This window comes from Amycolatopsis echigonensis (assembly GCF_014174495.1).
Taxonomy (GTDB): Bacteria; Actinomycetota; Actinomycetes; order Mycobacteriales; family Pseudonocardiaceae; genus Amycolatopsis; species Amycolatopsis echigonensis.
Map to the genome: position 1 here is coordinate 31,905 of NZ_JACJHR010000021.1, position 21,804 is coordinate 53,708.

Annotated in this window: 28 protein-coding genes; 19 read left to right on the forward strand and 9 right to left on the reverse strand. The window is 69.0% G+C overall.

Annotation, left to right across the window (positions count from 1 at the left end; translation table 11 throughout):
- Positions 1-35: 35 nt before the first annotated feature.
- From H5411_RS16675 to H5411_RS48955, 10 genes are all read left to right on the forward strand, one after another.
- Positions 36-380, forward strand: coding sequence for a hypothetical protein (locus H5411_RS16675; RefSeq protein ID WP_037359935.1), 345 nt, complete (start codon positions 36-38; stop codon positions 378-380).
- A 269-nt stretch (positions 381-649) separates the two neighbouring features.
- Positions 650-838: a hypothetical protein gene (locus H5411_RS16680; RefSeq protein WP_037359933.1), complete on the forward strand. Its 189-nt coding sequence runs from the start codon at positions 650-652 to the stop codon at positions 836-838.
- Positions 839-996: 158 nt separating this feature from the next.
- Complete coding sequence (locus tag H5411_RS47045; RefSeq protein WP_081655060.1) at positions 997-1,203, forward strand: helix-turn-helix domain-containing protein; 207 nt, start codon at positions 997-999, stop codon at positions 1,201-1,203.
- Complete coding sequence (locus H5411_RS16685) at positions 1,200-1,640, forward strand: NUDIX domain-containing protein (RefSeq protein ID WP_037359931.1); 441 nt, start codon at positions 1,200-1,202, stop codon at positions 1,638-1,640. The genes H5411_RS47045 and H5411_RS16685 overlap by 4 nt, the downstream gene beginning before the upstream one ends.
- The gene (locus H5411_RS16690) at positions 1,628-2,497 is read left to right on the forward strand and encodes a hypothetical protein (RefSeq protein WP_158684461.1); all 870 of its coding nucleotides are present in this window, start codon (positions 1,628-1,630) and stop codon (positions 2,495-2,497) included. Before H5411_RS16685 ends, H5411_RS16690 begins: the two co-directional genes overlap by 13 nt.
- A 251-nt stretch (positions 2,498-2,748) precedes the next feature.
- The gene (locus H5411_RS16695; RefSeq protein ID WP_037359927.1) at positions 2,749-3,072 is read left to right on the forward strand and encodes a hypothetical protein; all 324 of its coding nucleotides are present in this window, start codon (positions 2,749-2,751) and stop codon (positions 3,070-3,072) included.
- Positions 3,039-4,028 carry a hypothetical protein gene (locus H5411_RS16700; RefSeq protein WP_158684460.1) on the forward strand — a complete coding sequence of 330 codons (990 nt, stop codon included), beginning with the start codon at positions 3,039-3,041 and terminating at the stop codon, positions 4,026-4,028. The genes H5411_RS16695 and H5411_RS16700 overlap by 34 nt, the downstream gene beginning before the upstream one ends.
- Positions 4,029-4,164: 136 nt before the next feature.
- Positions 4,165-4,473, forward strand: coding sequence for a helix-turn-helix domain-containing protein (locus tag H5411_RS49315; RefSeq protein WP_376772166.1), 309 nt, complete (start codon positions 4,165-4,167; stop codon positions 4,471-4,473).
- A gap of 20 nt (positions 4,474-4,493) precedes the next feature.
- The gene (locus tag H5411_RS16705) at positions 4,494-5,405 is read left to right on the forward strand and encodes a Scr1 family TA system antitoxin-like transcriptional regulator (RefSeq protein WP_037359923.1); all 912 of its coding nucleotides are present in this window, start codon (positions 4,494-4,496) and stop codon (positions 5,403-5,405) included.
- On the forward strand, positions 5,402-6,046 hold the full coding sequence (locus H5411_RS48955) for a transcriptional regulator (RefSeq protein WP_106964894.1): 645 nt from the start codon (positions 5,402-5,404) through the stop codon (positions 6,044-6,046). The genes H5411_RS16705 and H5411_RS48955 overlap by 4 nt, the downstream gene beginning before the upstream one ends.
- Before the next feature lie 50 nt (positions 6,047-6,096).
- Here H5411_RS48955 and H5411_RS16715 read toward each other — a convergent pair whose 3' ends face one another.
- Both H5411_RS16715 and H5411_RS16720 read right to left on the reverse strand, forming a co-directional pair.
- Entirely contained in the window at positions 6,097-6,639 is a 543-nt protein-coding gene (locus H5411_RS16715) for a winged helix-turn-helix transcriptional regulator (RefSeq protein WP_081655058.1), read from the reverse strand.
- Positions 6,640-6,803: 164 nt separating this feature from the next.
- The gene (locus H5411_RS16720) at positions 6,804-7,424 is read right to left on the reverse strand and encodes a GGDEF domain-containing protein (RefSeq protein WP_081655057.1); all 621 of its coding nucleotides are present in this window, start codon (positions 7,422-7,424) and stop codon (positions 6,804-6,806) included.
- Positions 7,425-7,610: 186 nt separating this feature from the next.
- On the opposite strand from H5411_RS16720, the gene H5411_RS16725 reads away from it, so the two are divergent.
- The 4 genes from H5411_RS16725 (at position 7,611) to H5411_RS16740 (ending at position 11,070) form a co-directional block, all read left to right on the forward strand.
- The gene (locus H5411_RS16725) at positions 7,611-8,099 is read left to right on the forward strand and encodes a helix-turn-helix domain-containing protein (RefSeq protein ID WP_235079090.1); all 489 of its coding nucleotides are present in this window, start codon (positions 7,611-7,613) and stop codon (positions 8,097-8,099) included.
- Between the two features lie 78 nt (positions 8,100-8,177).
- A complete protein-coding gene (locus tag H5411_RS16730) occupies positions 8,178-8,732 on the forward strand; it encodes a hypothetical protein (RefSeq protein ID WP_037359919.1) in 555 nt (184 codons plus the stop codon).
- A complete protein-coding gene (locus tag H5411_RS16735) occupies positions 8,729-9,865 on the forward strand; it encodes an MAB_1171c family putative transporter (RefSeq protein WP_183124306.1) in 1,137 nt (378 codons plus the stop codon). The genes H5411_RS16730 and H5411_RS16735 overlap by 4 nt, the downstream gene beginning before the upstream one ends.
- A complete protein-coding gene (locus H5411_RS16740) occupies positions 9,862-11,070 on the forward strand; it encodes an FAD-dependent oxidoreductase (RefSeq protein WP_037359917.1) in 1,209 nt (402 codons plus the stop codon). Before H5411_RS16735 ends, H5411_RS16740 begins: the two co-directional genes overlap by 4 nt.
- Positions 11,071-11,319: 249 nt before the next feature.
- On the opposite strand, the gene H5411_RS16745 is transcribed toward H5411_RS16740, so the two are convergent.
- The 3 genes from H5411_RS16745 to H5411_RS16755 form a co-directional block, all read right to left on the reverse strand.
- A complete protein-coding gene (locus tag H5411_RS16745) occupies positions 11,320-11,619 on the reverse strand; it encodes a hypothetical protein (protein ID WP_037359915.1) in 300 nt (99 codons plus the stop codon).
- 731 nt (positions 11,620-12,350) lie between these two features.
- Positions 12,351-12,875, reverse strand: a complete 525-nt coding sequence (locus tag H5411_RS16750) for a DinB family protein (RefSeq protein WP_183124307.1) — start codon at positions 12,873-12,875, stop codon at positions 12,351-12,353.
- Between the two features lie 40 nt (positions 12,876-12,915).
- On the reverse strand, positions 12,916-13,755 hold the full coding sequence (locus H5411_RS16755; RefSeq protein WP_101438014.1) for a helix-turn-helix domain-containing GNAT family N-acetyltransferase: 840 nt from the start codon (positions 13,753-13,755) through the stop codon (positions 12,916-12,918).
- 101 nt (positions 13,756-13,856) lie between these two features.
- Between H5411_RS16755 and H5411_RS16760 the strand changes: the two genes are divergently transcribed.
- The 4 genes from H5411_RS16760 to H5411_RS16775 all read left to right on the forward strand — a co-directional run bounded on the left by H5411_RS16760 (position 13,857) and on the right by H5411_RS16775 (position 18,545).
- Positions 13,857-15,197: an FAD-dependent oxidoreductase gene (locus H5411_RS16760; protein WP_101438013.1), complete on the forward strand. Its 1,341-nt coding sequence runs from the start codon at positions 13,857-13,859 to the stop codon at positions 15,195-15,197.
- Between the two features lie 6 nt (positions 15,198-15,203).
- Positions 15,204-16,418, forward strand: a complete 1,215-nt coding sequence (locus tag H5411_RS16765) for an MFS transporter (RefSeq protein ID WP_183124308.1) — start codon at positions 15,204-15,206, stop codon at positions 16,416-16,418.
- The gene (locus H5411_RS16770) at positions 16,415-17,497 is read left to right on the forward strand and encodes a flavin-containing monooxygenase (RefSeq protein ID WP_101438012.1); all 1,083 of its coding nucleotides are present in this window, start codon (positions 16,415-16,417) and stop codon (positions 17,495-17,497) included. The genes H5411_RS16765 and H5411_RS16770 overlap by 4 nt, the downstream gene beginning before the upstream one ends.
- Before the next feature lie 283 nt (positions 17,498-17,780).
- A complete protein-coding gene (locus H5411_RS16775) occupies positions 17,781-18,545 on the forward strand; it encodes a DUF4238 domain-containing protein (protein WP_037359904.1) in 765 nt (254 codons plus the stop codon).
- 126 nt (positions 18,546-18,671) lie between these two features.
- On the opposite strand, the gene H5411_RS16780 is transcribed toward H5411_RS16775, so the two are convergent.
- Positions 18,672-19,013, reverse strand: a complete 342-nt coding sequence (locus H5411_RS16780; protein WP_037359903.1) for a metalloregulator ArsR/SmtB family transcription factor — start codon at positions 19,011-19,013, stop codon at positions 18,672-18,674.
- 186 nt (positions 19,014-19,199) lie between these two features.
- Between H5411_RS16780 and H5411_RS16785 the strand changes: the two genes are divergently transcribed.
- Positions 19,200-19,589 (forward strand): helix-turn-helix domain-containing protein, encoded by a 390-nt coding sequence (locus H5411_RS16785; protein ID WP_037359901.1) that lies wholly within the window; start codon positions 19,200-19,202, stop codon positions 19,587-19,589.
- 57 nt (positions 19,590-19,646) lie between these two features.
- Here H5411_RS16785 and H5411_RS16790 read toward each other — a convergent pair whose 3' ends face one another.
- The 3 genes from H5411_RS16790 to arsB are packed head-to-tail and all read right to left on the reverse strand — an operon-like array spanning position 19,647 to position 21,789.
- Positions 19,647-20,570, reverse strand: coding sequence for an NAD(P)-binding domain-containing protein (locus tag H5411_RS16790; protein WP_312878365.1), 924 nt, complete (start codon positions 20,568-20,570; stop codon positions 19,647-19,649).
- Entirely contained in the window at positions 20,567-20,704 is a 138-nt protein-coding gene (locus tag H5411_RS49780) for an FAD-dependent oxidoreductase (RefSeq protein ID WP_235079086.1), read from the reverse strand. The genes H5411_RS16790 and H5411_RS49780 overlap by 4 nt, the downstream gene beginning before the upstream one ends.
- On the reverse strand, positions 20,701-21,789 hold the full coding sequence (arsB, locus tag H5411_RS16795; protein WP_037359899.1) for an ACR3 family arsenite efflux transporter: 1,089 nt from the start codon (positions 21,787-21,789) through the stop codon (positions 20,701-20,703). The genes H5411_RS49780 and arsB overlap by 4 nt, the downstream gene beginning before the upstream one ends.
- Positions 21,790-21,804: the final 15 nt, after the last annotated feature.

Genomic DNA, 21,804 nt, shown 5'->3' on the forward strand with positions numbered 1-21,804 from the left:
GATCGGCGACTGGACGCGGCAGGACTTGGCGCGCGATGGGTGTTGGCCAGGCGACGCAGACTATCGCCTCGCACGAGTTCGGAACGCGCGCGATGACGGTCGCCCGGTTCACGGTGTACTGCAACGTATTGGGACTGCCGCCCGGACGCTTGTTCGAGCGCGTGTACGACGAGGCGATCAGCGACGGCACGGTAGTCGTGAACCTAGCCGAGCTGGCCCGGTCGGGACATCCACTCGCACGCTGGGCAGAGATCCGCTTGCGAGACCTGCCCCCGTACTCAATAGGCCGGCTGCTCGTTCCCCGGCCCGCGCAAGACGCGCTCGCTGAACTCTGCGAATGCGACAAGGGCCAACTGCTCGCTGAGTTGAAGGCAGCTTGACATGTTCCGGGAGAGCCCCAATGCGCCCTCATACAGGGTGTGCCTCGCACTCTGGCCGTTCTCACTTCGCGGCGAAGCGGTGATGCACAAGGTTCCGCAGAGACTCCTGCGAATCCTGTGCCGCGGGCGCACCTGGCTCGGGATGAGCGACTGCGGAGTCATCTGCCTTGCCGACGGGGAGCCTCGCGAGGACGTCGTTCTGATGTGGTGCATCAAGTGCTTCCCGGCGGGGACCGTGCCCGCCGCGCGTACGAGAGGAGTCAGCAGCCGTGATCTACCGGCCCGGTACCGCGCAGGACGCGGCGCGAATTCCCGCAGCACCCGGAGGGTTCCCAGACGATCGGGCGGCCGAGATGAGCCGCCCCTCCGTCATCCGCCACCGGCCGCTGGACGACTGGACCGCGACGCAGATCGCATGGCCGGTCGAGGACCGCGATCTCGCACCAGCCAACCATTAGCGCGAAGGACACCATGCGCAGCACGAGCCGCCTCCTCATCCCGGAAGCGCCTAGTCGCGCGGCACCGATTTCGATAACAAGAGAAAGGACGGGACACCTTGGCAGCGCCAGCAATCAGCATCAAGGGGTGTCGGATCACCGGACCCGCCCGGGACGCGATGCGCAGGAAGCTGAAGAAGAGGTACGAGAAAGGCGCGACTGTTCGTGCGCTGGCCGAGGAATGCGGGCGCTCGTACGGCTTCGTGCACCGGGTTCTTTCCGAGGCCGGAGTTCAGATGCGCAACCGAGGCTGGCGGGTCCGCAAGACACGCCCGGCCGCGCCGATCGGTTCGGGCCCTCAGCACTCGATGGGACATCCGCTATGAACAACAACGCCTGCCGCACACCAGGGCCACGAGTAGGAACGTACGCCCTCATCGGCCGCGACGAAGACATCCTGTTCATCACCGACGACACCGGTGCCTTTGTCTTGCCAGGCGGCCCGGTCCGCGACGGCGAACCCGTCGAGCAGGCACTCCGCCGCACCCTGCGCGGCCAGATCGACGCAGCGATCACCGGACTCGACTTCTGCTCCGTCGTCGAGCACGAAATAGACGGAGGCCGGCACGGGTCGTCGTCCGAGCTGGCGTTCCTGTTTGACGTGACGCTCGCCGACACCGACCGCATCACCGTTCACCGGCCTCGTACGCACCGGTGGGCGGGCGAGGCCGAGGTCTCTGTGCTGCGCCCGGCGGCAATCGCGGAGGTGCTCGCCGCCGGAAGCCTGTCCGCCGACGTTCCGTGGCGGGCGTGGACACCATGACCCAGTTACTCCGCACAGCGATTGACAACCGCGGCTGGCTCTCGGCCAGAGATGGCGAGTTGCCGCGTTCGGAGCCGGTTCCTGCCTTGGGATACCAGATGACGTCAAGGGAGGCGCAGAGCAGTCGCCTCGATGATGCGACAGATGCAGTTCCGGACTTCGCCGAACTGATCGGGCGCAGCGACGACCAGCTCGAAGAACTGGTCCTTGCCAACCTCGGCCCGGACGCGACCGGACTGTGGCAAGCCCTGCTACTCCCGCCGCTGCTCGACCGGGTCCGGACGATCTTGATCGCGACACAGCACAGGGTCGACAACGACCTCCGCACGCGGCGATCAAGGCGCAACGAACGAGGCAGCAAACTGGGCTTCGACCCGACGTCGCACTACGAACAGCGATACAGCCAGTGGCGTGTCCGCGTCACCATGTTCAAACGCCTCGTCGAGACCAGGTTGTCCCAGACGCGAGCCGCCGCTGCCGACGAAAACCACAAGGCAGCCGCCCTGAACCGCAGGCACCGCAACGCCGTGCGCAGGCTCGCCGAGGCCATCGACCGCCACCGCCGCACCCTCGGCGCAGAGGTCGATCCCGAGCCGGCCGATCGGGCGCTGTGGCAGATCCTCGAGGACGTCACCGTTCCTCTGGGACCACAAGGGGTTCCGGTCGCCGTCCGCGACATGCTCACCACGTACTGGTCGTCCGCGCAGAAGGGCGCAGCCATGGATGCCGAGACCACTAAGACCAAAAGCCAAAGTACGACGGAGTACCCGGCACCCTGGCCGGAAGACCTGGAGAGGTTCGCCGATGCGGTCCGGCCGACAACGAAGCCGAATCAGGACGCGGACGGCGAGAACTAGCGCTCCAGTCATCCGGTTTACCGCCGCGGCCCGTTGATACCCGACGACGTCAGCACACAGCAGCGCCCGTCGATAGACAGACAGGAGGCAAGAAACCGTTGCAGACACTCGCAGAGGCCGACGGAACCCGCTTGCCGCACGCAGAACGCGAGTCCCCGCGGCGGCCGACATCGCGCGGCTCTCGAAAGCCAGCACCGACCAATGAGAAGCAACGAGATTTGCTGAACGCTTGTCACTGTGGACTGCACTCCTTGTCCCAGGAGATCAACGCGGACGGCGGCACCGGAACCAAGACGGTCCAGCTCGCCTACCTCGAGGTCACCAGCGGTGCCGGTTCGACCGGCCGCACGTTCAACAGCCACCACAGGGACTTCTGCACCCGGAATTTCGACGAGCCCGACCCGACACTCTATTGCGACTGCAGGCTCTACGGCCTCTGCGACGCGGCACAGACGGTCACAGTCGTCTGGTCGCACACTACCGACAGGCCGACCGGCTGGAACACCACAGAACTGATCACCACGAGGCACGGACTCATGGAATGCCCGACCAGCACACGATGGAGCTGCCGCTGATGCCGGATCACGCAAACTGGACCCCAGCCGTGCAAGACCGCATCGGACTGCCGACATGGCGTCGACTCTACGACGCTCCGGGATTTGTCCACGAAACGGTCGACAAGAGCGGACGCACGTGGCGGATGTGGTTCGCCGACAGCGACATGCCCGGCGACCCGCATCCCCGCGGCTGGCGACTGGCCCGGCTCGCTGCGCTCGACCAGGCTACTTTCGTCCCGCACACCGGTGACGGCCGGGAGTTCGACACCGCCGCGGCACTGATCACCGCTGACGAGGCCGCGCGTGAACTCAGTGACCGCGCACGAGCACGGCAGCCTGCCGGACAGCTGCGCGCGGCCGAAGCACAGATCCTCCTGCTGGACGAAGCTTCACCGACCAACCTGCACCGGCACCTGCCGGGCCGACAACGCGCACAGGCTGTGGCCATAACACTGGACCAGGACACGGGCGTGCTGGACGCACGCGTCTTCGACGACGTGCTGCCCGACCGGACCGTCTGCTGGACGATCCCGTGCGTGACCACCGCCGCCGCGAATCGCGTACTACAGGAGGCCGCCAGCTTGGTCGGACCGCTGCTCGCCGATGTTCCGGCCGTGCTGTACCGCCGGATACGCGAACACCTCGCAACAGCGTTCTCCGACGACGATTTGGTATTAGGCATGTACGCCGGCGAGTGGTTCGAGAAAGACCCGGCATCCTCCGGGATCACCGCCGGAACAGGCGATCGCGAACTGGCCGAATGGGCCGCGGCCTACGACAAGAATGTCGCGTCCGGACGCTGGCGGAAGTTCTTCCCGCGGGGCTTGGACATCGGGAGGTGCCGACACGTGGTGCTGCGCGGCACCTACCTGTGGGCCCGCACGCACCGAGATCTGTTACGGGAGCAGCCCATCCGGCTCGACGTCCATACCCATACCATCGCGCCGAGCATCGGTTGTCGTGATGCCAGCTAGCACACCTGAGTTGAACAGCCGCAACGAGAAAATGGCGCAGGCATACCGGGACGGCGCAACGATCACGAGGATCGCCGCTGTCTACGGGCTGTCTCTGAGCTGGACAGGCCGGATTCTTCGCCAACAGGGCGTCGCGATGCCCCCTGTCCGGCAAGGAGTGAAACGAGAACTCAACGTCGCGCGAGTCGTCAGCGACTACCAGGGCGGAGCCACCATCCAGCAGGTCGCGGACACGCACCACGCGTCTTATGGCACGATCCGCCGGCTCCTCCTGCGCGAGAAAGTCGCAATCCGGCCCCATGGCGGCCAAAACGCGATCAGCCTCCGCGCCGCCCAAGCCGACAATGGCCCACCCCGACCAAAGAAGACGAAAGCGGTCCTGGCGCGGGCTCCCTCGACGCACAGTCCGCGCCGCCCACTCCCACCGACCCTGCTTCGGCAATAGCGCAAGAACATGGACGTTTCGTGACGAGCAAACAAGACACCCCTCAGCCGTCGCCCCGGCACCTGCTGCTCGGCGCTGTCCTTCACGCGCAACGCCGCAAGGCCGACAAGACCTTGCGCGAAGTGGCGAACCTGATCCACAAGCACCACGCGCAAGTCGCACAGTGGGAACTCGGCGTGCGCAAGCCCGACGCCGAGCACGTCGGCGGAATCCTCTGCGCCCTGTCCGTCGCTCCAGACGACCACGCCTACATCTCCAGCCTCGCGAGGACAACCGACCACAGCGTGGTAATCCTCCACCCGGCTCACCACCGCCACCATGCCGAAGCACGCAGCCACTTCACCCAACTCGCAAAATCCTTTGTGGACTACCATCCGACCCTCGTTCCCGCCTCCCTGTGGACCTCCGACTACGCCCGCGTTGTCCTGAAGGATCTCGGCGCGGCTCCCGGATGTGTCAGTGAATTCGTCAGAGCCCAGGCAGCGCAGCGAAGGCTTCTGCGGACCCCTACCGCGGAAACGAGCAGAAAACAGGTCGAAGTCTTCCTTGGCGAGCCTGCCCTGTCGTCCCATCTCCGAGCACCGGCGGTCACCTGCAGCCAGCTCCGATTCCTGCGGGCGCTAGAGAAGGCGAACCCGATGATCAGAGTGCGCATCGTTCCGTCGGAGATCTGCGGCAGCCCGGCACTGCAGGCCCCGTTCACCTGTTACGAGACGGCCGCAGGCCCGGTCACGTACTTCGCGCACCACAGTGCGGGTGTCTTCGCCCCCGACCACGGAGCCTACCGACGGCTCACCGCGGATCTGCGTCTGCTCGCACTGCCCACGACACAATCCCGGAAGGTGATCGACGACCGCATCCGAGACCTGGAACGACTTTCGCCTGCGGCAGAACTTGCCCAACCCCCAACGGCAACCGAGGCCCACCGGTGACCCTCGAACCGATACCCGCATCCGCCGTCGGCACACCGACACCCGACGCTGCAGCCCAACCGCCCGAGACAGCCGGAGCTTTCGTGCGCAGACGCCGGCAGGCATCGGGCCTGAGCATCAACCGCCTCGCGGTACGATCCGGGATCAGCGCCTCCACCATCGGAACCCTCGAACGAGGCCGCACCCCGCTGCAATCACTATGGACCGCCGCAGCCTTGGCCTACGCTCTGAAAGCCGATCCGTACGCACTAGCGATCGCCGCAGGCCGCAGCTACCCCGCAGCCACCCGTTCAGACCGCGACCGGGGACACCGCACCGTCCGAGCGTCCGACATCGCAGGGCCACACCGGACCCTGACCTGCTTCGGCGAAATGCTCTACCTGTGGCGCATCAGGCACAATCGCACCCTGACCCAGGTCGCCGAACTGACGGGTGCCGATCGCCTGTGGTTGTCGCGAGTCGAACGCATGGCGGCCGCGCCGTCGATCCCCACCGTCGTGAAGATCGCCTACGGTCTGAACCTGTCGCGCACAGAACTGCTGGTCCTGGCCATGCGCGACCAGCACTGCCGCAACCTGTACGCCCGCGAGAACATGGTGTACGCGCCGCATGTGCGCGACCTGTACGCCCGGTCCGGGTGACGGTTGCGACGACCGCACCCCGAGCGAGGAGGCTTGCCCAATAACTCAGCTCATTCGGAGCTGGACGCCTGGGAGTTGCATCGGCGTGCGCGGGCACGCTGTATGAGATCGGCATGTTTCGTCGCCCAAGTGACCATCGGCATCATCGCGTCGAGCGCTTCGGCCGTCTCCGGACTTAACGAATACTGCACGGAGGGCGGAAAAGCTGTGGACTGCTGGTGCCGAAGGATCAGCCCGTCGGCAGTCATGGTTTTGAGCGTGCGCGCGAGAACGCTTTCGTGCAGAGTGCGACGGTGCCCGCGGTCCCGTTCGCATAGTGTCCTGATCGTGTCGAGAAGCTCTTTATAGTGCTTTGGCCCATCGGCGAGCGCGACGATGACTGCGTGCATCCAGTCGCCGCTGAAAAGGCGCCTCACGTCTGACAGCTTGCGCAGCTGCTCGGCATCCCAGCCGTCGCGCCACGCGCCGTCGTGTCGGGAGCCGACGGGAACCGTCCCGTCTACATGAGCGGTAGGCCAGCGGCGCTTGACGGGCCTCAGGGTTCGTCCGGACGTCAGCTGGACTTGTCCAGTTCGGTTCGACAGCTCGGTCATTGCATCCTCCCGGCGGCTAGGTCGCAGTTCGAAGACGGGCAGGTCCGTTCGTGCAGCCGGCCGGGGAGGAGATCAGGCCGCAGAACGCGCAACGTCCATAAGGCCAGCGTAGGCCCCGTCGACTCGATCTTCAACTGTCAACAAGGGAGTAGTTTGGATGACTCTCATCTGAGTTTAGGACGACAGAGGTTTCGGGACAGGTCGCCGTCTGCCGCAATCAGCACGCGGTCCTTGCCAAACCGCTTTGCGCTCAGGAGGTTCGCATCGGCTCGTCGGACAAGATCCGCGATGCCAGTGCGGCCGCGGGCGTTCAGGACGACACCGCCGACGGAGGCGGTCAGCCCAGTGATGACGACAAAGCGTCCGTCCGCGGACCGAGCTTCGACGACTGCGCCGCGTATCCGCCCGAGGATCCGTTCTGCGATCCCCTTTGCGCACGCCCGGTTCGCGCCGGGAAGGAGCGCCATGAATTCGTCTCCGCCGTACCGCCCGACGATGTCTTCGCGCCGCACCGCGGCCGTGAGCTTCGCAGCGACCACGCGAAGGACGGCGTCGCCCGCAGGGTGACCGTATCGGTCGTTGACAGCCTTGAAATGATCAAGGTCGAGGACGAGCAGCGCGATCGCATGCCCTATGGACCCGTCGAGGACCGAGGCGACCCGGACGTCCCACCCTTCCCGATTAAGCACTCCGGTGTATTTGTCCGTGCCCCACGAGCCGAGCGGCTGTCCGCAGGCAGAGCAGCATGGCCCCTGCCCCGACAGGGATGGCCAGGTAGATACCATTGTTGATCTTCCTCCGAACGAGTGGCTTTGACTGACGTGAAGGCGTCCGGTTCGCTACCGTTGGTTCGGAGTTGAAATCACGATGATCGCGAGTTTAGGCTGGTCGCGCGGACGAGTTCAACCAGGATCAACATCCTCACTCGTACGGGTGTTTACGTGAGTGGAAGCAGTCGGGGTGGAGATCGCATGGCGACACCGGCGTATCCGGATGGGCACCTTCCGGCGAGCCTGCCGGACAACTTCGCGGACATCCTGGCCGCCAGGCTGAACAAGCTGTTCGCGACTATGAAGCCGCGCAGCGGCCAGGAGTACACGAACGACTTCGTCGCAGCGGAAATCACCGCCACGGGCGTGGGGATTTCCGGAAGCTACATCTGGCATCTGCGCAAGGCACGGAAAGACAACCCGACACTGCGCCACCTGTATGCACTGGCTGCGTTCTTCGGTGTGCCGGCGTCGTACTTCTTCGATGACGCGGTGACCGACCGGGTCGACGAACAGCTGCAGAAGCTCCAGGCTGCGCAGGAAAGCCTGACCGCGAACACGAGTGAAGCCCAGCTGATCGCGATGCGTGCGGGTGCTCTGTCCCCCGAGCGCCGACGGCTGGTGATGGACCTGCTCGACGTGGTCTATCGCGACGAGCAGGCTGAGCGAGGCCAATCGCCAACGGAGTGAGCGCTGTGGCAGGCAAGGGAGCGATCCGGCACGGTGGCTTATGTGCTAGTCCGGTCCTGAGCCTGGAGGGAGGGGCAGATGACGTCCGAACGGCAGCTGCGCCGTCGCTGCCGGCAGCTCTTGACTGATCTCGACATCCATCCGCCGTTGGATGTCACCGAACTGTGCCGCCGCGTCGGGATCCAGCGTGGCAAACCGATCAGGCTGCGTGCGCATCCCATCCCTGTCCCCGGCCCGTTCGGTGCTTGGGTCGCGGCGGCTTCGGCGGACTACATTTTCTACCAGCAGGAAACGAGCAAACCGCACCAAGACCACATCATCCTGCACGAACTCGGTCACATGCTGGCCGGCCACGACAGCGACGCACACGACGACACCCTGCTCAGCGACCTCTGCCCGGGTTCCTCGACCGAGTCCCTGCGCGCCGAGTACCCCGACCTGGCGCCGGACGCGGTCCGCCGCGCGCTCCGCCGCACCTCGTACGACACCGCGCAGGAATACGAAGCGGAAACAGTCGCCACCATCATCCTGGAGTGGGCTTCGGTTCTCGACCGTGTCTGGGTGCCCGCCGCAGGCAACGGCACTGCGCATCGAATGGAGACCGCGCTCAGCGACCGGCTGGGGTGGCTATGACCTACCTCGTCCTCGCCTACGGCATCGCCGCCATCGCGGTGCTGGCCTGGCTGGGCCTACGACTGAGCCGGACCCCGCAGAACCTGCCGCTGCGCGCCCTGACGGGTCTCGTCGCCTGTCTCGCTCTCGCCTTCCCCTTCGGCCTCGCCGCCGACCGCGAGGCGACCGTGCTCGGCCTCCCGCCGATGCTGTCCCGCCTGATCCAGCACGGCACGCTGCTGATCGGAGTGACCTGTCTGGTCCTTTTCTTCCTCTTCTCGGCCCTGGAACCACGCCAGGCATGGCCACGAGCCCGCCGTTTCGCCGTGCCGCTCGTCGCGGCCGAAGCCGTTTTGATCGCCACCGCGGCGCTCGCCCCTCCCACGGTCCACAGCAGTTCCTCGCCCGCGGGCGCCGTTTTCACCGTCACCGCGGATCTCTATCTGGCATTCGGCTTCGCCACCGCGTTCCTCTGGGCGCGCCGCTACGCCCGCGACGCCAACCCGCGCCTCGCCCGCGGCCTCCGGATTGCCTCCGTCGGCCTCGCCGCCATCGTGCTGGCGAACTGCGTGTTCATCCCCGAGATCATCCTGCGCCGGGCGGGCGCGTCGTCCCCCTCCGCGCTCGCCGAGACCAGCGGCGCCGCGGCCACCCTGCTCGGCGCGGTAGCCGCAGCCGTCTTCCTGCTTCCCGGCGTCGTCATCTTCCTCGCCGGCGTCATCTATCCCGCCGCCGCGATGCGGGTCACCGCACTGCGGGTCTGGGCAGGCCACCGCCGCGCATACCGCCAGCTCGATCCTTTGTGGACAGTGCTGCACGCGCAGTTTCCCGACGACGAACTGCAACGGGTCACCCCCAGTCCCTGGCGCGACCTCTTCCGGCTCCGCGGCACGCACCGGCGCTACTACCGCCGCGTCGTGGAATGCCGCGACGGTCTCGTCCGCATCAGCCCCTACCTGCCGCCCCGCGCCTGCGAAGGCTACGACGACCTGGCGCGCTCGCTGACACACGCGCTCGCCGCCCGAGCCGCAGGACAACAGGCCCGGTCGGTCCATGCGACACCGGTCGTCGTCGCGGCCGCCGACAGCCTCGACGCGGACGTCCGCGAACTGGTGTCCCTCTCCCGCGCCATGAACTCGACAGGAGACCCATGACCACGGCCATGATCATCGGCGGGGGAATCGCCGGCCCCGTCACCGCGATGGCACTGCAGAAAGCCGGGATCGACTCGGCAATCTACGAGGCCTACCCCACCACCGCGGACGGCGTCGGCGCGTTCCTCAGCATCATGCACAACGGACTCGACGCCCTCACCGCCATCGACGCCGCCGACCTCGTACGCACACACTCTTTCCCAGCCAGCACCGTCGAATTCTTCAACCACCGCGGCACCCGGCTCGGCCAGGCCCCCATCGGCGGCGCCGCCGGAGACCGCGGCCCGCGGATGATCAAGCGGTCCACGCTCTACCGCGCACTCCGCGACGAAGCCAGCCGCCGCGGCATCGCCGTCCACCACGGCAAACGCCTCACCAGCGCAACCACCACACCTGGCGACCCGGTCACCGCGCAATTCGCCGACGGCACCGAAACCCAAGGCAGCCTGCTGATCGGAGCGGACGGCATCCACTCCGCCACCCGCGGGCTCATCGACCCCGCCGCGCCGAACCCGCGCTACACCGGCGCCATCACCGTCTGCGGCTACGCCGCCCACGCCGCCGTCACCACCGAACCCGGCACCTTCCGGATGGTCTTCGGCCGCAAGGCGTTCTTCGCGTTCCTCACCGCACCCGACGGCCAGACCTGGTGGTTCGCCAACCTCCCCCACCCCCGCACCGAACTCACCAAAGAACAACTCGCCAGCACCACCTCCGACGAATGGAAACAACGGGTCGCCGGACTCCTCGCACGCGACCGGACACCGGCAGCCGATATCGTCCGCGCCAGCGACGATGCCGTCACCGGCGCCAACGGCTACGACATCGCCACCACGCCCACCTGGCACACCGACACGACCATCATCATCGGCGACGCCGCCCACGTCTCCGCCCCCAACGCCGGCCATGGCGCCTCCATGGCCATCGAAGACAGCATCGTCCTCGCCCAATGCCTCCGCGACCTGCCCACACCCCAAGCATTCCACGCCTACGAAACCATCCGACGCCCCCGCGTCGAACGCGTCGTCGCCACCAGCGCACGCATGGGCGGCAACGCAACCCCCGGCCCCGTCAAACGGATGATCCGCGACGCCGTCCTCCCCCGAAAACTCAAGAAAGGACCACGCAACACCGCATCCTGGCTCACCGGCTACCACATCGACTGGCACCAGTCCGTTGCCCAGCCAGACGAAGTACCGCGATAGGCCAGTAACTGGGCGCACTTGTGAGCTGGTGAGTCATCAGACGACGGAAGAAGTCGTCGAACACGTTTGCTGCGTGAGGTCGGAACGCTTTCGCCGCCTGCCTAGTGCCGCAAGAGTGCGGCCAAGGCTCGAGCTACCGACACCGCAAACAGCCCTGTACCTTGGCACGCGTCCTCGAGCAGAGTGGGCGGAGCGCAGGCCTGAAAAGTGACGCTCTTCGCTGCTGAGACTCGGCAACCGCCAACCGTTTTACCCGTGGGTCCGCGGCCGGTAGTCGCCGAACCGGTGACGACGGGCAGGCCCTCGTCTGCGGAGCAGGTGGGCTGGCACGTAGTGGCTGACCGGCCGTGAAAATTGGTCGTCGGCGGTGACGAGCTCGTAGGTAACCCAGCTGAGCATTCCTCCGTCCTCGCGGCGAGCCCGCTCGAACAGCAGGCCGGGACCGTCGGTCTCGGTCCGCAAGCCAGCGCGGTTGCGTGCGACGAGGATTTCCGTACACAGCACGAGCAGCTTGCGCACGCCTACCCAGACCGGAATCGGCGGACTCACTCTCCGAACGGTTGACGGCCACTCGTCCACCACAAAATCACCCTGCTCGTATCCACAGCCTGGGCCGCCTGCAGCCCGGCAACCCGTACTCAGAGCCGAACATGCGTTCGACCCTGAGTCACATTGGTCTAGCCGGAGCGGCGGGTTACCCGTCGTCGCCCAGAACGTCACGCTTCTTGATTGAAAAGGCAAAAGGGGAATCGGCATCATTGCACCCTGGGCGCCCCGTCGTGTCGGGCGGATCCTGCGCGGGATCGCAACCCGTCGCGGCGCACGAGTCGTTGTGGAGGCGATGGTGGGCGGCCCTCCCGTTCCGCCCACCATCCTGGTTGCCCATCGGACAGCCTTCCCCCATGCCGCAGCTCTCAACTGGCGAGCAGGCTGGCTGCTCCGGCCGCACCGGACGTGGCAGCGATTGCCGCGGCGACGGTGGCGGCTGCGTCCCGAAAGCCGTTGCCCCCAGCACTTTGCCGACGGCGGCGCGGATGTCCGCAGGTGTGGCTGGTTCGCCGTCGAGCGCGATTCCGGCATCCCGCTCGGCGAGGCGTGCGGCCAGTGCCGGTTGACGGCGGCGTGCTCGGGCAGCCCGGCCACGGGCACGGCGTGCCGCATGGCCGCGGCCACTGTGCCGTGACCGGCGTGGGTGACCACGGCGGCCGCGTCCAGGAGACCCTCGGCGTGGGGGACGAATGCGACAATGGCGGCGTCGCCCGGCACGCGCACCCGCTGGGTCACTCGGAGCCGGAGTGCAGCGTGAGCTGTCGTGCGTGGTGGTCGAAGTGCCGGGTCGGGAACCGGTAGACGTCGGCCAGTGACATGCGGTCGCGGAAGTAGGGGTCCCAGCGGGTCGGAAAGTGCATCGTCCGGGCGAGGGCGGCCTCAGTTTCCCGGTCGAGTCGCTGGTGCAGACGCGCGATCGCGCGGTCTGCGACAGCTGCCATCCCCCGGCGTTTCAGGAGGTTCCCTCCGAGGCGGGAACCGACGTAGTTCACGGCATCGAAGGGGACGGTCACCGCGTTCAGGGCCTGTGCGTAGCGCTTGCCCACGCTGTCAGGGAGCCGGTCGAACAGTGCGACCAGGTTCCGCAGTGCCCAGACGATCAGGTAGCCGAGCAGCATGTGGAACAGCAGTTCGCGGTTGGTCCAGCGGGTCCCGTTGCTGGCGCGGCGCAGGTCCGCGTCGCTCGCCTGGTCGAGAAGCCGGTGAAACTCGGTGCGAGCACGCTCCATCTCGTCGTGAACGGCCTGCCTGTCCACGCGTTCAGTGTCCGCCTCGCGAGACGGGAAATCCAGCCGCTCAGTTGACGGGGCTGCGGCGTTCGAGGAAGACGGTGTCGTGCCAGGTTCCGTCGCGTTGGGCGATGCGTTCGCGGACGCCGATGGTGCGGTAGCCAGCGGAGTGGTGCAGGGCGAGGCTGGCGCGGTTGTCGGTGAAGATGGAGGTTTGCAGGGTCCAGAGTCCGGCGTCGTCGGCGGCCATGACCTGTGTGCGCAGCAAGGCTTTCCCGACGCCGCGGCCGCGGTGGGCTTCGGCGATGTAGACGGAGGTTTCGGCGACGCCGGAGTAGCAGTCGCGGTTCGAGACGGGGCTGGCGGCGGCCCAGCCGACGACTTGTCCGTCACGGTCGGCGACCCACCGGTGCCCGGGCAGCCACGTCGCGTCGAGGGCTTTGCGGGCGGGGACCGCGGTGTCGAAGGTCGCGATGCCGGTGGCGATGCCCTCGCCGTAGATCCGCCGCACGGCGGTCCAGTCCGCGGGTTCGAGGGCGCGGACGGTGATGTCGGCGGGCACGTCGTCGGGGCAGCAGGGGCGGGGGCCGAGCAGGCCCATGACGGCGTCGGCGGCGTGCGGGAGCCCGGTGCAGCAGGCTTCGTTGACGGTGACGACGGTGGCGGTGCCGACCTTTTCCAGGTGCACGAACCCGACGTCGGCGAGCTTGCGCACGTGATGCGACGTCGTGGACTGGCTGGTGCCGAGGATCTCGGTGAGCGCGCCGACGGTGATGCCGCGCGGGCTGGTGGACACGGCGTGCAGCAGCCGGACGCGGACGGGTTCGGCGAGGCAGGCGAACCAGTCGGCGTAGGTGGCGGCGTCGGCGGTCGGCAGCACTTGGGCCTGGGGCAGCGCGATCGGCATGCGGACAGTATATCGATCGCGGTCGATGGTTGCATCCATCGATCGCGCTCGATACAGTCTGGCTCGTTAATCGAGTCCGATCGATGAATCAGGGGTGTGGGATGAGCGAGTACCCGGTCGTGGTGGTGGGGGCGGGCCCGGTGGGGCTGGCCGCGGCGGCGCAGCTGCTGGAGCGGGGTCTGGAGCCGCTGGTGCTGGAACGCGGGCCGCGTGCGGGTGCTGCGGTAGCGGCGTGGCATCACGTCCGGTTGTTCTCGGCGTGGTCGGAGCTGGTCGACCCGGCGGGCGGCCGTCTGCTGGAGCCGACCGGGTGGGTCCGTCCGGACGGCGCGGAGTACCCGACAGGCCGCGAATGGGCCGAGCGGTACCTGCAGCCGCTGGCCGAGGCGCTGGGGTCTCGGGTGCGGTTCGGCGCCGAGGTGGTCGGGGTCGCGCGGCGGGGCCGGGACCGGGTGGTCGACAGCGGCCGCGACGACGAGCCGTTCTCCGTGCACGTGCGCACCGCCGCGGGCGAGCAGCGGCTGCTGGCTTCCGCGGTGATCGACGCGTCCGGGACGTGGGGAAGCCCGAACCCGCTGGGCGGCGAGGGCCTGCCCGCGATCGGCGAACACGCCGCAGCCGACCGGATCGTCTACCGGGTCCCGAATCTGGGCGACGCGCAGGTGCGGGTTCGGTACTCCGGCAAGCACATCGCGGTGGCGGGCAGCGGGCATTCGGCGCTGACGGCGTTGGTGGCGTTGTCCGGGCTGGCGAAGGAAAACCCGGCGACGCGGATCAGCTGGGTGCTGCGCCGCGGCGGGATCGGCACCGCGTTCGGCGGCGGCGACGCCGACCAGCTGCCCGCCCGCGGCGCGCTCGGCACGCGCGCGAAGGAAGCGGTGGAAGCGGGGCTGGTCTCGGTGGTGACCGGGTTCCGCACCGAGACCGTGGAGCGCGACGACACCGGCCGGTTGAGCCTGGGGTCGGCGAACGGGCAGCGGCTGTCCGATGTGGACGAAGTGGTGGCGTTGACCGGGTTCCGCCCCGAGCTGGGGTGGCTGTCGGAGATCCGGCTGGAACTCGATGCGACGCTGCAGGCTCCGGTGCGGCTGGCGCCGCTGGTCGACCCGAACGTGCATTCGTGCGGGACGGTGTACCCGCACGGCGCGAAGGAACTCGCGCACCCGGAGACCGGGTTCTACCTGGCCGGGATGAAGAGCTACGGCCGCGCGCCGACGTTCCTGGCGATGACCGGCTACGAGCAGGTCCGCAGCATCGCCGCCGCACTCGCGGGCGACCACGAGGCCGCGGGCCGGGTGGAGCTGGTCCTGGCCGAGACCGGCGTGTGCGGCGGGGCGGGACTGTTCGACGACCCCGGCACGACCGCAGCGTCGGACGGGTGTTGCGGTCCGGCGGAGCCGGAGGTGCTGACGCTGGCCGCGCCGTCGCGCGCCGGGAACTGACGCGGCGTGCGCGGCACGGCGACGGCGCGGTCCGCGGCACTGCCGGTGTCCGGGCTGCGCCGAGTGCTGGCCGTTCTCTGTCTCACCGAGATCACCAGCTGGGGCGTGCTCTACTACGCGTTCCCCGTGCTGGCCCCGGACATCAGCCGCGACACCGGCTGGCCCGCGGCCGCGGTGACCGCCGCCCTCTCCGGCGCGCAACTGGTGTCCGCCGTCGCCGGAATCGGGGTGGGCCGGTGGCTGGACCGGCACGGCCCGCGCGTGCTGATGACGGTCGGGTCGCTGCTGGCGGTCCCGGCGGTGGTGCTGGTCGCGACCGCGCAGAACCTCGCGTGGTTCATCGCGGCGTGGGCGCTGGCCGGGCTGGCGATGAGCGCGACGCTGTACCCGCCCGCGTTCGCCGCGCTGACCCGCTGGCACGGCCCGCGTCGCGTCCCGGCGCTCACCACCCTCACCCTGGTGGCCGGGCTGGCCAGCACCGTGTTCGCGCCGTTGACCGCGCTGCTGGCCGCGTACCTGGACTGGCGCCACACCTACCTGGTGCTGCTGGCGATCCTCGCCGCGGTCACCATCCCCGGGCACTGGTTCGGGCTGCGCGGGCCGTGGCCGCCCGCCGAACCCCCACAACACGAGGCGGCGCACGGGGACCCGGCGCGGATCGCGCGCAGCAGCGGGTTCCGGATCCTGGTGACGGCATTCAGCCTGGCGACGTTCTCCGTGTTCGCCGTCGTGGTGAACCTGGTGCCGCTGCTGCTCGAACGCGGGATCAGTCCCGGCACCGCCGCGCTCGCGCTCGGCCTCGGCGGCACCGGGCAAGTCCTCGGCCGTCTCGGCTACGCCGCGCTCGCCCGCCGCACCGGCGTCCGCGCCCGCACCGCCGCCTCCCTCGCCGCGACGTCGCTGACCACCGTTCTGCTGAGCCTGCTCACCACCACCGTCGCGCTGATCGCCGCTTCGGTCGTGGCGGGGATGGCGCGCGGGGTCTTCACCTTGCTGCAGGCCACTGCGATCACCGACCGCTGGGGCCCGGCGCACTACGGCCGCCTCAACGGCCTGCTCTCCGCCCCGATGACCGTCACCATGGCGCTCGCCCCGTTCGCCGGGTCCGCCCTCGCCGCCGCGTTCGGCAGCTACCGCCCCGCCTTCCTCGCCCTCGCCGCGGTCAACCTCGCCGCCGCGGTCCTCGCCCTGACCGTCACCCCGACCCGGAGCACGCCATGACCGAAGACCCGCACGCGATCGTCCTCGGCGGCGGCCAGTCCGGCCTCGCCGCCGCCCACGCCCTCCTGATGAGGGGCCTGCGGCCGCTCGTGCTGGAAGCCGGACCCGAACCGGTCGGATCCTGGCCGCACTACTACGACAGCCTCACCCTGTTCTCCCCGGCCCGCTACAGCAGCCTGCCCGGCTGCCCCTTCCCCGGCGACCCCGACCGCTACCCGCACCGCGACGACGTCGTCGCCTACCTGCGCCGCTACGCCGCCGCACTCGACGCCGACATCCGCACCCGCCACCGCGCCACCACGGTCACCCGCGACCGCGACGGGTTCGCCGTCCGCACCGAGCACGGCGATGCCTTCACCGCGCCCGCGCTCATCGCCGCCACCGGAGGCTTCAGCCGCCCCCACACCCCGGCCCTGCCCGGACTCGACGAGTTCGCCGGGACCGTCCTGCACTCCAGCGAATACCGCAACCCCGCGCCGTTCGCCGGGCAGCGGGTCATCGTCGTCGGCGCCGGGAACTCCGCCGTGCAGATCGCCGCCGAACTCGCCGAACACGCCCGCGTCACCCTCGCCACCCGCGCGCCGATCCGCTTCGCCCCGCAACGCCCGCTCGGCCGCGACGCGCACTGGTGGACCGCCACGCTCGGCCTCGACCACCTTCCCGTCGGGCACCTCCTGTCCGCCCCGCCCGCGACACCCGTGGCCGACCCTGGCCGCTACCAGGCCGCGGTCGCCGCCGGGCGGCCCGACCGGCGGCCGATGTTCACCCGCCTCGACGGCGACAGCGTGCACTGGCCCAACGGCACGAGCGAACCCGCCGACACGATCGTTCTCGCGACCGGGTTCCGGCCTGGACTGTCCTATCTGGACGGAACTGGGGCGTTGCGGGACGGGATCCCGTTGCAGAGGAAGGGGTTGTCCACGACCGTGCCCGGGCTCGGCTATGTCGGGCTGGAGTGGCAGCGCAGCTTCGCCTCCGCCACCCTGCGCGGCGTCGGCCGCGACGCCGCCTACCTCGTCGACCGGCTGATCGGCACCCCGGTGTCGGCCGGGCGGCGGTGCTGCCAGCCGGTCAGCTGAGCCTGGCCTTCAGCAGCCGGAGCGATTCCGGTAACTGATTCCTGTCGGTGCTCGATGACATGCTTGCCGCGGAAGGTGCTGACGAACAGGGGCGCGCGATGAGCAACGACCACACCGTGCCGCAGATGTACCTGCGGCGGTTCGGCTGGCAGCGGAAACCCGGCAGCCGCGAGTGGTTCATCTCCACCCGCAACATCGACTGCCTCGACCAGCCGTTCGGATCGAACATCCGGAAGGTCGCCGCGGTGGGCGACTTCTACGGCGAACGGGCCGAGAAGCTGCTGTGCAACCCGAAAAGCAGGCGGTGCCCGCGTTCGACACGATGCTCGAAGACCCCCGGGGCGCACTGCCCGGGCCGGGCCGGTGGCCGTTGCCGGCCAACGAGCGTGCCGCGCTGGCGTGGTGGATCGCCTCGCAGATCGTGCGGACCGTCCGCCAGCGGAAACGTCTGCAACACCTCGCCGGCGACGGAACCGGCCAGCTGGCGCTGCCCCAGTCGATCAGGTCAGCGGCGGGCCGCGACGAGCAGCTCCGGTTCATGGGAGAACAGCTCGCCCGGCTGAGCTGGGTGATCTTCGATCGGCCGTGGGGCCTCGGGTTCAGCGACCTGTGCCTGTGGACCGGCGACGTGCCTGTCGTCGTCCTGAACGCCCAGGACGCCCAGAACCAGCTGCTGGCGACCGCGTACTGCGACGTCATCCTGCCGCTCGACCCGCACCGCTTCCTGCTGCTGCCCGGCCACCGCGCGAGAAAGGAAGACCCCCGGAAGCGGGTCGACCACCGGTTCAAAATGGAGGGCGGCACGGGACAGATCGTCAGCCAGATGATCTTCGACGCCGCCGACTCCCAGGTGTTCTGCCACCGTGACCACGACCCGACCCCGCACTTGCGGCTGACCGGGCCACGGCTGCCGACGCCCTGGACCGGAGACAGTCACGGGGGCCCGACCTGGATCGTCGAATACGCGAGCATGAATCCGGGCTGGACCGTCGAGCGGCGCTGGCTCAGCGAGCACCCGCCGCCACGAGATTCGTCGCCCGCAGCGTGATTCTCCTTCCACGGCTCGGAGTTCGTGCTCAAGCAGTTTCCCCGAAGGACTGAGACTCCCGTCCCTGACCACGATGCCGTAGAACCGACACCGCGGCACCAGGCCGGCGGCGCTGCTGCCAGCCGGTCAGCTGAGCGGCACCGCCAGCAGCCCGGACAACGCGGACATGGCTTCCTCGCGGGTCCGGTAGCGGATCGAGGTGCCGCGGCGTTCTGTCTCGACCAGTCCGGCCTCGCGCAGCACCTTCAAGTGGTGCGAGATCGTCGGCCCGGTCACCGCGAACGCCGCTGCCAACTCCCCGGCCGAGGTGTCCCCACCCGCGCAGATCAGCGACAGCAGCCGCAGCCGCACCGGATCGGCCAGCGCCCTGAACCCGGCCGCGAACTGCCCGGCGTCCTCGGCAGACAGCGGCTCCTGCACAAGCGGTGCGCAGCACGCCGCGGTGGACGCGGGTGTCGGGTCGGGCATGGCGTGATCGTCGCAGGCACTCCCGGCGGCCGGGCCGACGGGTCAGGCCCGGGGCGGTCTCCCGGCCCAGGCGAGCGCGGCGAGCGCCAATGCCGTGCAGGCGGCGACGTAGCCGTGTCGACGCGCTCAGCAAGACCGCGAGCGGAGAGGTTGACAGCGATTTAGCAGTTTAGTTAGCTTCTAAGCATGCCGACTACGGCGCTCAGCGAACTGCTCAACCGCCGTCTCGAACTCGCTGGCTTGTCCCAGAAGGAACTCGCGGAGAAGGTTGCCGTCACGCCCGGCCGCATATCGCAGATCATGGGAGGGGAGCGTCCCGGCGAATCGCTCCTAGAAAAGATCTGCGAGGTGCTGCACATCCCCGAGGAGATGCTGCTAAACGCGGAGATCAGGCAGATCGTGCCCGGGGTTGCCCTCGACCCGTTCGAGCAGATGGTGCTGGGCCTCAACGACCTCTCGGACGAGCAGCAAGACGGCCTGCTCGCGGTCTACGCGTCCTACACCGGACGGTCTTCCCTGCGCAACGCTGCGACCTACCGGAAGGTTCGCGACAGTTCGGGCGGCGACGACGGATGACCTGATCGCGTTCCGCCGGAAACGACCGTGCTCGCGCATGGTGGATGTCAAGGCAGGTCAGGAACCAGCTCGCCCGTCCGGATCGGCCTGCCGGGCGATCTCGGAGACGGCGGCGCGTGCGGTCGGGCCGACGGCGGCGAGAGTGGCCGATCCGGGGCCGGTCCAGTCGCCGTAGCCGAGCAGATGCAGCCGCGGTTCGTCGACAGCGCGGGTTCCCTCGGTGCGGATCGCTCCGCCCGCAGTACGCAGCCCTAGCGAGGCGAGGTGTCCCAGCGTGGGCCGGAACCCGGTGCACCACACCACCGCGTCGACGGAGAGGCGGCTGCCGTCGCTCCACATCGGACCGTCCGCGGCCAGGCGCGCGAACATCGGCCGGTGAGTGAGCAGCCCGGCGTCGCGGGCGACGCGGACCGGCGGCACGGCGACGATGTCGCCGAGGCTCCCGACCCCGCCCGGATCGGCCTGGCCGGCGGCGAGCGCGCGGGCGCGGCGGCCGGCCAGGTCGAACAGGGCTCGGCCGTCGACGTCGTCGGGCAGGAACCGCGGCGGCCGCCGCGTCACCCACGTCACCGTCGCGACCGGGGCGAGGTCGGCGGCGATCTGCGCGCCGGAGTTCCCGCCCCCGACCACCACGACGCGCTGCCCGGCGAACGCGGCCGGACCGTCGTAGTCGACGGTGTGCAGCTGCCGTCCGCCGAACTCGCCGGAGACCAGCGACAGGAACGGCCGCCACCAGGTGCCGGTCGCGGAGATCACCGCCGCCGCGTCCCAGGAGGTCGTGTCGGTGGCGACCCGCAGCCCGCCGCGGTCGCGGACCACGCTGGTCACGGTCTCGCCGCGCACGATCGGCAGGGCGTAGCGCTTTTCGTAGGCGGCGAGGTAGTCGACCACGTGCGGCGCGGTCGGGTACCCCTCGCCGGGGTAGGGCGGCATCGGCCAGCCGGGCAGGGCGCTGTAGCGGGCCGGGGAGAACAGCCTCAGCGACTCCCACCCGTGCCGCCCGGATCGGGCTGCGCGTCGAGGATGACGAAGTCCAGGCCGGCGCGGCGCAGGTAGAACCCAGCGGCGAGCCCGGCCTGCCCGCCGCCGACCACTGCTACCTGGGTGCGGTTCACGTCCGGGATGCGTTGGTGCGCCAGCGTTTGCGCAGCCACAGGCTCACGTACACGAGCGCGACCAGCACCGGGACCTCGATCAGCGGCCCGACCACGCCGGCGAGGGCTTGGCCGGAGGTCACGCCGAACACGCCGATCGCGACGGCGATGGCGAGTTCGAAGTTGTTGCCCGCCGCGGTGAACGCCAAGGTCGTGGTCCGCGCATAGGACAGGCCCGACGCTTTGCCGAGCAGGTAGCCGCCACCCCACATCAGCGCGAAATAGGCCAGCAGGGGCAGGGCGATCCGGGCGACGTCGAGCGGACGGGAGGTGATGTTGTCGCCCTGCAGCGCGAACAGCACCACGATCGTGAACAGCAGCCCGTACAGCGCGACCGGCCCGATCTTCGGCAGGAACTTGCTTTCGTACCAGTCGCGGCCGCGGGTGCGTTCGCCGATGCGCCGCGACAAATACCCGGCCACGAGCGGGATGCCGAGGAAGATGACCACCGACAGCGCGATCTCCCACGGGGAGAAGGAAACGCTCGTGGTGTCGAGGCCGAGCCAGCCGGGCAGCAGCTCGAGGTAGAACCAGCCCAGCACCCCGAACATGATCACCTGGAACACCGAGTTCAAAGCGACCAGCACGGCGGCGGCCTCGCGGTCGCCGCAGGCCAGGTCGTTCCAGATGATCACCATCGCGATGCAGCGGGCGAGCCCGACGATGATCAGCCCGGTGCGGTACTCGGGCAGGTCCGGCAGCAGCAGCCAGGCCAGGGCGAACATCAGCGCCGGGCCGACGATCCAGTTCAGCATCAGCGACAGCACCATCGTGCGCGTGTCCCGGGTGACGGTGTCGAGCTTGTCGTAGCGGACCTTCGCCAGCACCGGGTACATCATCAGCAGCAGCCCGAGCGCGATCGGCAGCGACACCTGCCCGATCTTCACCGCGTCCAGCACGGACTGCAGGCCGGGCACGACGCTGCCCAGGCCGAGCCCGGCGGCCATCGCCACGATGATCCACACCGGCAGGAACCGGTCCAGGAACGAGAGCTTGTGCAGGACGTCGCCATCGGCCGGGGCGGTGTCGTCGGCGGTCTGTGTCACGATTCTCCTTGCGGC

Excerpts from the sequence above, each read along its gene's own strand:
- H5411_RS16675 (WP_037359935.1), top strand. The coding sequence starts at position 36 with ATGGGTGTTGGCCAGGCGACGCAGACTATCGCCTCGCACGAGTTCGGA.
- H5411_RS47045 (WP_081655060.1), top strand. The coding sequence starts at position 997 with ATGCGCAGGAAGCTGAAGAAGAGGTACGAGAAAGGCGCGACTGTTCGT.
- H5411_RS16685 (WP_037359931.1), top strand. The coding sequence starts at position 1,200 with ATGAACAACAACGCCTGCCGCACACCAGGGCCACGAGTAGGAACGTAC.
- H5411_RS16700 (WP_158684460.1), top strand. The coding sequence starts at position 3,039 with ATGCCCGACCAGCACACGATGGAGCTGCCGCTGATGCCGGATCACGCA.
- H5411_RS49315 (WP_376772166.1), top strand. The coding sequence starts at position 4,165 with ATGCCCCCTGTCCGGCAAGGAGTGAAACGAGAACTCAACGTCGCGCGA.
- H5411_RS16715 (WP_081655058.1), bottom strand. The coding sequence starts at position 6,639 with ATGACCGAGCTGTCGAACCGAACTGGACAAGTCCAGCTGACGTCCGGA.
- H5411_RS16720 (WP_081655057.1), bottom strand. The coding sequence starts at position 7,424 with ATGGTATCTACCTGGCCATCCCTGTCGGGGCAGGGGCCATGCTGCTCT.
- H5411_RS16725 (WP_235079090.1), top strand. The coding sequence starts at position 7,611 with ATGGCGACACCGGCGTATCCGGATGGGCACCTTCCGGCGAGCCTGCCG.
- H5411_RS16730 (WP_037359919.1), top strand. The coding sequence starts at position 8,178 with ATGACGTCCGAACGGCAGCTGCGCCGTCGCTGCCGGCAGCTCTTGACT.
- H5411_RS16735 (WP_183124306.1), top strand. The coding sequence starts at position 8,729 with ATGACCTACCTCGTCCTCGCCTACGGCATCGCCGCCATCGCGGTGCTG.
- H5411_RS16740 (WP_037359917.1), top strand. The coding sequence starts at position 9,862 with ATGACCACGGCCATGATCATCGGCGGGGGAATCGCCGGCCCCGTCACC.
- H5411_RS16755 (WP_101438014.1), bottom strand. The coding sequence starts at position 13,755 with ATGCCGATCGCGCTGCCCCAGGCCCAAGTGCTGCCGACCGCCGACGCC.
- H5411_RS16760 (WP_101438013.1), top strand. The coding sequence starts at position 13,857 with ATGAGCGAGTACCCGGTCGTGGTGGTGGGGGCGGGCCCGGTGGGGCTG.
- H5411_RS16770 (WP_101438012.1), top strand. The coding sequence starts at position 16,415 with ATGACCGAAGACCCGCACGCGATCGTCCTCGGCGGCGGCCAGTCCGGC.
- H5411_RS16780 (WP_037359903.1), bottom strand. The coding sequence starts at position 19,013 with ATGCCCGACCCGACACCCGCGTCCACCGCGGCGTGCTGCGCACCGCTT.
- H5411_RS16785 (WP_037359901.1), top strand. The coding sequence starts at position 19,200 with ATGCCGACTACGGCGCTCAGCGAACTGCTCAACCGCCGTCTCGAACTC.